This window comes from Roseburia sp. 1XD42-69 (genome assembly GCF_003612565.1).
In the GTDB taxonomy this organism is placed as follows: domain Bacteria; phylum Bacillota; class Clostridia; order Lachnospirales; family Lachnospiraceae; genus Roseburia_B.
The window spans coordinates 1-7276 of the sequence record NZ_RAZG01000107.1 but is presented as its reverse complement, the minus strand read 5'-3'; the positions used below and the strand labels follow the sequence as shown (position 1 = coordinate 7276).

Below are 7276 nucleotides of genomic sequence, written 5' to 3'. Positions count from 1 at the left end.
CAGGGAACCCCGTGCCAATTAAAAGAAAAACACAATATGTTGTAGTTGCTTGAGTTAGGTTGTTAACATTGGTTTATATATTACAATTTTTTGAATTTTGGAGTAGAATGTTCACATTGCTACTTCATTTCAAATAACGATTATGATAAAGATGTTCGTCTTTGGCAGTCATATATTGAAGATGGAAAAATAGTTGCGGTCGAAAATAATGAACTCTATCAAAGGATTAAAGGAAGAATTAAGGACGAATATGTAGATTCATTACCATCTAATTTTGATAGTGTATTTGATATATTTATTCAAAATACTTTTGTACATAAATCTAAATTACAATTATCAACATATACGACGCAAACAGCAGGTATGTTTTTTGACCAGTTAGCAAATAAAAATATACCAACAGATACGGCGCATCTTATTTTTCAACAGCTGGTAAATGACGTGAGAAAAAAGAGTACAGAACAAATAAAAACGCCTATTAGCTTCAAAAGTTTAGTGGATAAGAAAGGAATAGAAATTTCAAAAATAAATGATAAAATCAATTCAACAATTAGCAAAAAGGGAAATTATACAGATTTTTATGAGTATTTATCAACGCAAGGATTAACGGATAAGGAATTGCATTGTATTGAATCTGCAAAAACATTACATGATTCAAGGTGGCTTAATGTGAATGATTTTAAGTACCAAGAAATTGTCATTACATTACGAAAGGTTATTTCTACATATATTGAATGTATGGGGGATTTTTATGATGCAAGTGTTTTAGAGAAAGAATGTATGCATGAGTTGTTAAAACAAGGGCTTTCGTCGCAATCATTAGATAGAACATTAATAGAGGTGTTGTATTATGAGCAAAGATTCAGCAAAGAAATTTGAGATAGAACAAAAATATCGACTTTTAATAAGAAATATGCGAAAAAGAGAGGAGGAAAAGAATAATGAAAAGGCTGATAATAAAAAAACTGGTTGTAATCAGTCAGAGTGAGTCACGTTCATTAGAAGTTCCTTTTTCAAAAGGATTGAATATTATTTTAGGTGGGAATAAGACTGGAAAATCTTCAATCATCAAAAGCATTTTTTATACTTTTGGGTGTGAACTTAAAAGAATAGAAAAGGATTGGAAAGAGCTTATATCTTCATATTTAATCTTTTTTCAATATGGGAAAAATCAATATGTCATAATACGGCAAGGTAAAAAATTTCAAATTTTTGAGCAGTCGAAAGGCGAATATTTATGTATAATTGAATCAGATGAATTTCATAAATATAGCAATTCCTTAATGGATATTTTTGGAGTTAAAATGCCGTGTATTTCAAAAGAGGGGAAAGAGTTTAATATAACACCCCCTTTACTTTTTAGGTTCCAATATATCGACCAGGATGAAGGGTGGAACAAAATAGCTGACGCTTTTGATAAAGTGGGATATATTAAAGATTGGAAAAAGAATACAAATAAATATGTTTGTGGTTATCTTGATGATAAGTATTATTCTCTTCAAACCCAAAAAGCGCAACATATAATGGAGAGAGAGGAAAAGAAAAAGGAATTAAATCACAATCAGAACTTTGTTGAACAGATTTCTAATTCTTTGTCACAATTGGATAATTCAAAGTCTATTGAGGAAGCAACTAGAGAAATTGAGAATCTAGTACAACAAGCAGATGCTTTACGAAAAGATATTTTTTCTATAAAAGCGGAAATGACAATCTATGAAAATGAGACGTATATGAATCAACATAAATTGCATATTGTTGAACAAAATCTTATTGAAACAGAAAAAGATATAGAATTTGCAATGAAACAAGAAAATGAATTAGTTTGTCCAACCTGCGGCGCTGTTTATTCTAATGGATTAACGGAGCAAATGAATATAAGTTCTGATTATGCTCATTGTGAAAAATTAAAAAAGGAGCTAACAGAAGCATTAGATGTGACTGAAAATACTTTATCTGATTTGGCACAAAAGTATGAGCAGATTAGTAGGCAATTGGAGTCGCTTGAATTAAAAATACAAAAATCACAAGAGTTTATATCATATTCTTCATACTACAAAAATAAAGGTCAATATGAAATGTATGAGGCGTGTGGGCAACAGTTGGACATCCTTGAGAAACAAGTGGATAAAATTTCATTTAAAATTGCAAAGTTAGATGATGAAATTAATGAAATGAAATCTAAAAAAAGGTCAAAAGAAATTAAGGATAAGATTGAAGGAAATTGCCGTATATTGGCAGATAAAATCAATGTACCAAAGACATTCATAAAATTACGAGATTTTGTGCAAGTAATTGACCACACTGGTAGTGAAACACCTCGAATAGTTTATATGTATCAATCAGCATTATATTTATATAATCTTGAAAGAACAGACAGTCCTTTTAACTTTTATATAATTGATACTCCAAATCAGCAGGGACAGGATACAGATAATTTAGAAAGTATATTTAAGTCTTTGAAATTAATTATGTCAGACGATGGGCAAGTTATAGTTGGTACGGAACGTGAAACGGGTATAGAGGATAAAGCTAATAATGTGATTAGATTAAGAGAAAAACGTAGATGTTTATCTTCTGAAAAATACAATGAACACATTGAATTGTTTCAAAAATTACAGAAATTAGCTTTAAATTGGGTTGCAGAAAATCATAAGAAACAAAAAGAAGTTGCGGACGAGATGATTGAGTAATGATGAAGTGTGCTATTTTCAAAATATCGACCCAGAGAAGCAGCGGTAATGTTCCATTATCACAAAGTAATGAATCATCTGATTTTACAGGCTTTTTAGTATATTCTTTAAAGACTTCGGATAAGGTGGTACGGTATGGTGAAAATAATCAAGTTGAGTTTTCGGAACATCCGACAGTGGTTCAACGAGGTAATGAACGTACAATTAACCTTTTGGTATCTACTCCCGATGTTGCATAGTTGGACAAGTAAGGTTGGTGAAATTTATGAGAGAAAAGAAAGTCCATTTGTATGTGGATAGCCAAGAACGGAACATTTTATTACATAGCCTTGTAGAGCTGAAAAACCAGCTCATTCAGCAGGGCAGATATACAGACTGCGTTGACGAGCTGATATTCAAAGTCGTAAACGCACCAGTCAAGAGAATGAAAATTGAATATGTCTAAGGCACATCACAGAGCCGCTTATTCTTATTGATTTTTAAGAGTAAGCGGCTTTTTTGCGTTCTCTGGTACTCTTACATAGCCACCTTGACAAAGTGGCTAAATCTATGCGAAAGGAGGACGCACCTATGTCAAATTGCAAAGTAATCGCTTTAACCAACCAGAAAGGCGGCGTTGGAAAGACGACCACAGCGGTCAATCTGGGCGTGGCTCTGGCACAGCAGGGCAAAAAGGTACTTCTCATTGATGCCGATGCACAGGCAAACCTAACCATGTCGCTCGGATACAGCCGACCAGACGACTTGTCCGACACGCTCTCCACCATCATGCAGGACATCATTGATGATAAACCCGTCGATGTTTCCAGAAGCATCCTGCACCATGACGAGGGCGTTGACCTGCTCCCGTCCAACATTGAGCTGTCGGGGCTGGAAGTAAGGCTGATTAACGCCATAAGCCGTGAAAGCGTACTGAAAACCTGCATCAATGAGGTGAAAAAGAATTACGACACGGTTCTCGTGGACTGTATGCCGAGCTTGGGTATGCTGACAATCAATGCGCTTGCGGCTGCTGACAGCGTGGTTATCCCGACACAGCCCCATTATCTTTCCGCCAAAGGCTTAGAGCTGTTGCTTCGCTCCGTGTCTAAGGTCAAACGGCAAATCAACCCGCACCTGCGGATTGACGGCATCCTTACGATACTATCCATACGGGCGGGCGTTTACAAGTGGCGGCAATCAAGCCATTGTAGAGGTTGCCTTGACGCAGCTCGGTAACGAGGGCGGACAGCCTTATTGGAGCTGGTATGGCTTTGAGGGGCGTGTGGAATGGTGTGCTTGTTTTGTTTCGTGGTGCAGCGAGCAATGCGGCTATCTGGAAAACGGCATTATACCGAAATTCTCCCTCTGCTCGGACGGCGTGAACTGGTTCAAGGGCAAAGGGCAATGGCAGGATAAGAACTATGAGCCGCAGGCAGGCGACCTCATTTTCTTTGATTGGGGGAGCGACGGCTCAATCGACCATGTGGGAATCGTGGAGAAATGCGAGAATGGGACGGTCTACACCGTGGAGGGCAACTCTGGGGACGCCTGCAAACAGCAGAGCTATCCAGTCGGGAGCGGCTCAATATACGGTTACGGATGCCCTGCCTATTGATGATAGAATGGGTGAAAGAAAAACCAGAGGTCAATTCTCTGGCTGCTCTTTTGCCTTACATAAGGCGATTGCGGTCGCTTCGAGAATGGATAAATCTCTGTCGTTCAGTTTATCCAAAATCACATCTAGGCGTTTCCGCATGGCACTTTTGGTATCTGCTTTTTCTGGAAATATGTACGGGTCGATGCATATCGAATATTGTTGCGATATATGCCAAAAGACCGAGGCTTGGATGTTTCCCTTCCAGTTCGATTGCTTGGAGATGCTGCTTCACGAAAAGTTTTGATGTCAAGCCCTATCGGAGTAAAGTCAAATCCGTATCTGTTTTTCTTGTTTTTTTCCATTTCCATATGTCCACCGCCTATTCTGAAATTTGTTATGTTCCATTTTACAGAGATAGAAGTTCTCATTAAACGAGATAGAATCTCTATGTATAGGAACTACAAATGCTATATTGGAGAACAAGCAGCATTGGATTATTGAGTTTAAATATAAAAAGTGCTATAATACAAAAAGTCCTATTTCATATCGAAAAATGATGAAAGGGAATATGAGAAGAAAAAGTTTATTTGATACTTTGATGTGAAGCTATCGTTTGGAGGATATTATGTGTAGGAATAAAAAAAGAAAAAATAAAGGTTTACTCCATGCAAAGCCAGTGTAATAAGCGACATTTGCATGGAGAAATATAAGTCGCTGATATAAAATATCTGGCTTTGCTGCTTGACGTTAGAACCTAAAAATACACATTTCATGTGGTCTTTAGGAGAATCAAGGAGGAAGCCTGCGTATGAAATATGTGAATGCAAATGACATTCTCCCCGACATGCTGATTGAGGAATTACAAAAATATGTCCAAGCAGGATATATTTATATTCCAGTTAAGAACGAACAGCATAAATCTTGGGGTGAATTGTCTGGTTATCGGAAAGAACTTGCAAGACGCAATAAAGCTATCATTGAAGAATACCGCAGAGGTGTTTCTATTGAAAAACTTGCGGATAAATATTATCTTTCGATATATGCTATAAGAAAAATAATATATCAGAAATAATTGGAGAGGGCTGCCGTATCAATGGCGGCTCTCTTTTATACTGATTATTTCTGCATCATTCTATGTATTGAGGATGTAACAACGAAAGGATAAAATTACGGTGTATTATGTGTTGACAGGAGGATAACAAGATGGCAGATTTGCAAAAAATATTTCCGAGGACAGGGGATACACAGACTATCTATTTAAAAAACGTGGTTACTAATCCAAATATTGAGATTGGCGATTATACGATGTATAACGATTTTGTAAGTGACCCTGCGGAATTTGAGAGGAATAATGTACTGTACCATTATCCAATCAATCACGATAAGCTCAAGATAGGAAAATTCTGTTCTATTGCTTGCGGGGCAAAATTTCTTTTCAACAGCGCAAACCATACGATGGCGTCCTTATCCACCTATCCGTTTCCGTTGTTTTTTGAAGAATGGGGGCTTGAGAAAAAGAGTGTCACAGAAGCATGGGATAATAAAGGGGATATAAACATCGGGAATGATGTATGGATTGGGTATGAAGCGGTTATTTTAGCAGGCGTGACGGTTGGAGATGGAGCAGTTATTGGAACTCGTGCGGTTGTCACGAAAGATGTGCCGCCTTATACTATTGTGGGTGGCGTCCCTGCAAAACCAATAAAAAGACGTTTTTCAGATGAAAAAATAGAACAGTTGCTTAAAATGAGATGGTGGGACTGGTCGGAAGAAAAGATTGCTTTGAATATTAGAGCGATACAAGCAGGCTGCTTGGAACAACTGGAATAGGCGTAATAGAATGGATGATAGCTAAAAAGGAAATATCTCTTGACTTTTACTATCATCAATAGTAATATTGATGATAGTAAAAACGGAGGTGAGAATATGTCATCCATAGATTTGGTAATTCTCGGAATTGTTATGGAGAAACCGCAGAGTGCATACGACATCCAGAAAGATGTGGAATACCATCATCTTTCAAGATGGACAAAGATTAGCGTCCCGTCCATTTATCGGAAAGTGCTTCAAATGAATGAGCAGGGCTATTTAGAGAGCAGTATTGTGAAAGGGGATAAATTCGCTGATAAAGCGGTTTATTCCATCACGGATAAGGGACGGGCGTATTTTGGGCAGCTTATGGAAACTTACGCAAGCCAGAAAGTCCCATTGCTGTTTGACTTCAATGTTGTCATTACAAACTTAAACAAAATGGACAGGGAAAAAGCACTGGATTTGATAAAGAAGCTGCGGGACAATTTTACGGCTTCAGCAAAGTCCATTGATGAATATGACGCCAGCTATCCAGATATTCCGTTAGGAGGGAAAGCGATTTTTGAACAGCAGCGTTTGTTATACCAATCCCTGTTAGAATGGCTTGATAAATTTGAAAGCCAGTTTAAAGGGAGTTGATGGTATGGCAATGAAAAGCAGCTTGACAATTCTGTTTGAAAATCCCTTTTGGATTGGATTGTTTGAGCGTATAGACGGTGACAAATATGAGGTTTGTAAGATTACGTTCGGCGCAGAGCCGAAAGATTATGAAGTGTATGATTTTCTGCTCAAAAACTGGCATAAGCTAAAATTCAGCCCGCCAGTTAAAACAGAAAAAATCGAAAAACGAAAAATTAATCCCAAGCGTATGCAGAGGGAAATCAACAGCCAGTTGGAAAACAAGGGCATTGGAACGAAAGCCCAACAAGCCTTAAAGCTCCAACATGAGCAGGGGAAACTGGAACGGAAAGTGAAGTCCAGAGAACAGAAAGAAGCAGAGAAAGAGCAGCAATTCGCTCTGCGGCAGGAAAAGAAAAAAGCAAAGCACAGAGGGAGGTAATGTTCTGATGATAGCAAGAGAATGGGTGCGCTGCCCAATTTGTTCTAATAAGACCCGTGACAGGTGGACCTATGTCAATACTTTGGACACAAAAAGTTGAAAGTTCATGCTGATTTTTTTAATTCCTCATCCTCC

9 protein-coding genes and 2 pseudogenes are annotated in these 7276 nt (G+C 37.6%); 9 read left to right on the top strand and 2 right to left on the bottom strand.

Annotated elements, in window-relative coordinates; all coding sequences use genetic code 11:
* Positions 1-90 precede the first annotated feature (90 nt).
* From D7Y06_RS22915 to D7Y06_RS22895, 5 genes and pseudogenes are all read left to right on the top strand, one after another.
* Positions 91-879, top strand: coding sequence for a hypothetical protein (locus tag D7Y06_RS22915; protein ID WP_147415753.1), 789 nt, complete (start codon positions 91-93; stop codon positions 877-879).
* Between the two features lie 62 nt (positions 880-941).
* Complete coding sequence (locus D7Y06_RS22910) at positions 942-2690, top strand: hypothetical protein (protein WP_016296683.1); 1749 nt, start codon at positions 942-944, stop codon at positions 2688-2690.
* Between the two features lie 265 nt (positions 2691-2955).
* A complete protein-coding gene (locus tag D7Y06_RS22905; protein ID WP_016296681.1) occupies positions 2956-3135 on the top strand; it encodes a hypothetical protein in 180 nt (59 codons plus the stop codon).
* A gap of 125 nt (positions 3136-3260) precedes the next feature.
* A pseudogene (locus D7Y06_RS22900) lies at positions 3261-3860 on the top strand (ParA family protein); the annotation flags it as partial.
* Positions 3826-4287, top strand: a pseudogene (locus D7Y06_RS22895) (CHAP domain-containing protein); the annotation flags it as partial. The pseudogenes D7Y06_RS22900 and D7Y06_RS22895, both read left to right, overlap by 35 nt.
* A 30-nt stretch (positions 4288-4317) precedes the next feature.
* Here D7Y06_RS22895 and D7Y06_RS28090 read toward each other — a convergent pair.
* Positions 4318-4428, bottom strand: coding sequence for a hypothetical protein (locus tag D7Y06_RS28090; RefSeq protein ID WP_330566578.1), 111 nt, complete (start codon positions 4426-4428; stop codon positions 4318-4320).
* Positions 4413-4637: a hypothetical protein gene (locus D7Y06_RS22890; protein ID WP_330566577.1), complete on the bottom strand. Its 225-nt coding sequence runs from the start codon at positions 4635-4637 to the stop codon at positions 4413-4415. The genes D7Y06_RS28090 and D7Y06_RS22890 overlap by 16 nt, the downstream gene beginning before the upstream one ends.
* Before the next feature lie 440 nt (positions 4638-5077).
* On the opposite strand from D7Y06_RS22890, the gene D7Y06_RS22885 reads away from it, so the two are divergent.
* The 4 genes from D7Y06_RS22885 to D7Y06_RS22870 all read left to right on the top strand — a co-directional run bounded on the left by D7Y06_RS22885 (position 5078) and on the right by D7Y06_RS22870 (position 7141).
* A complete protein-coding gene (locus tag D7Y06_RS22885) occupies positions 5078-5341 on the top strand; it encodes a CD3324 family protein (RefSeq protein WP_120409864.1) in 264 nt (87 codons plus the stop codon).
* Positions 5342-5472: 131 nt separating this feature from the next.
* Complete coding sequence (locus D7Y06_RS22880) at positions 5473-6099, top strand: CatB-related O-acetyltransferase (protein ID WP_016296633.1); 627 nt, start codon at positions 5473-5475, stop codon at positions 6097-6099.
* A 96-nt stretch (positions 6100-6195) separates the two neighbouring features.
* Positions 6196-6720 carry a PadR family transcriptional regulator gene (locus tag D7Y06_RS22875; RefSeq protein ID WP_016301199.1) on the top strand — a complete coding sequence of 175 codons (525 nt, stop codon included), beginning with the start codon at positions 6196-6198 and terminating at the stop codon, positions 6718-6720.
* A gap of 4 nt (positions 6721-6724) precedes the next feature.
* The gene (locus D7Y06_RS22870) at positions 6725-7141 is read left to right on the top strand and encodes a YjdF family protein (protein WP_120409863.1); all 417 of its coding nucleotides are present in this window, start codon (positions 6725-6727) and stop codon (positions 7139-7141) included.
* Positions 7142-7276: the final 135 nt, after the last annotated feature.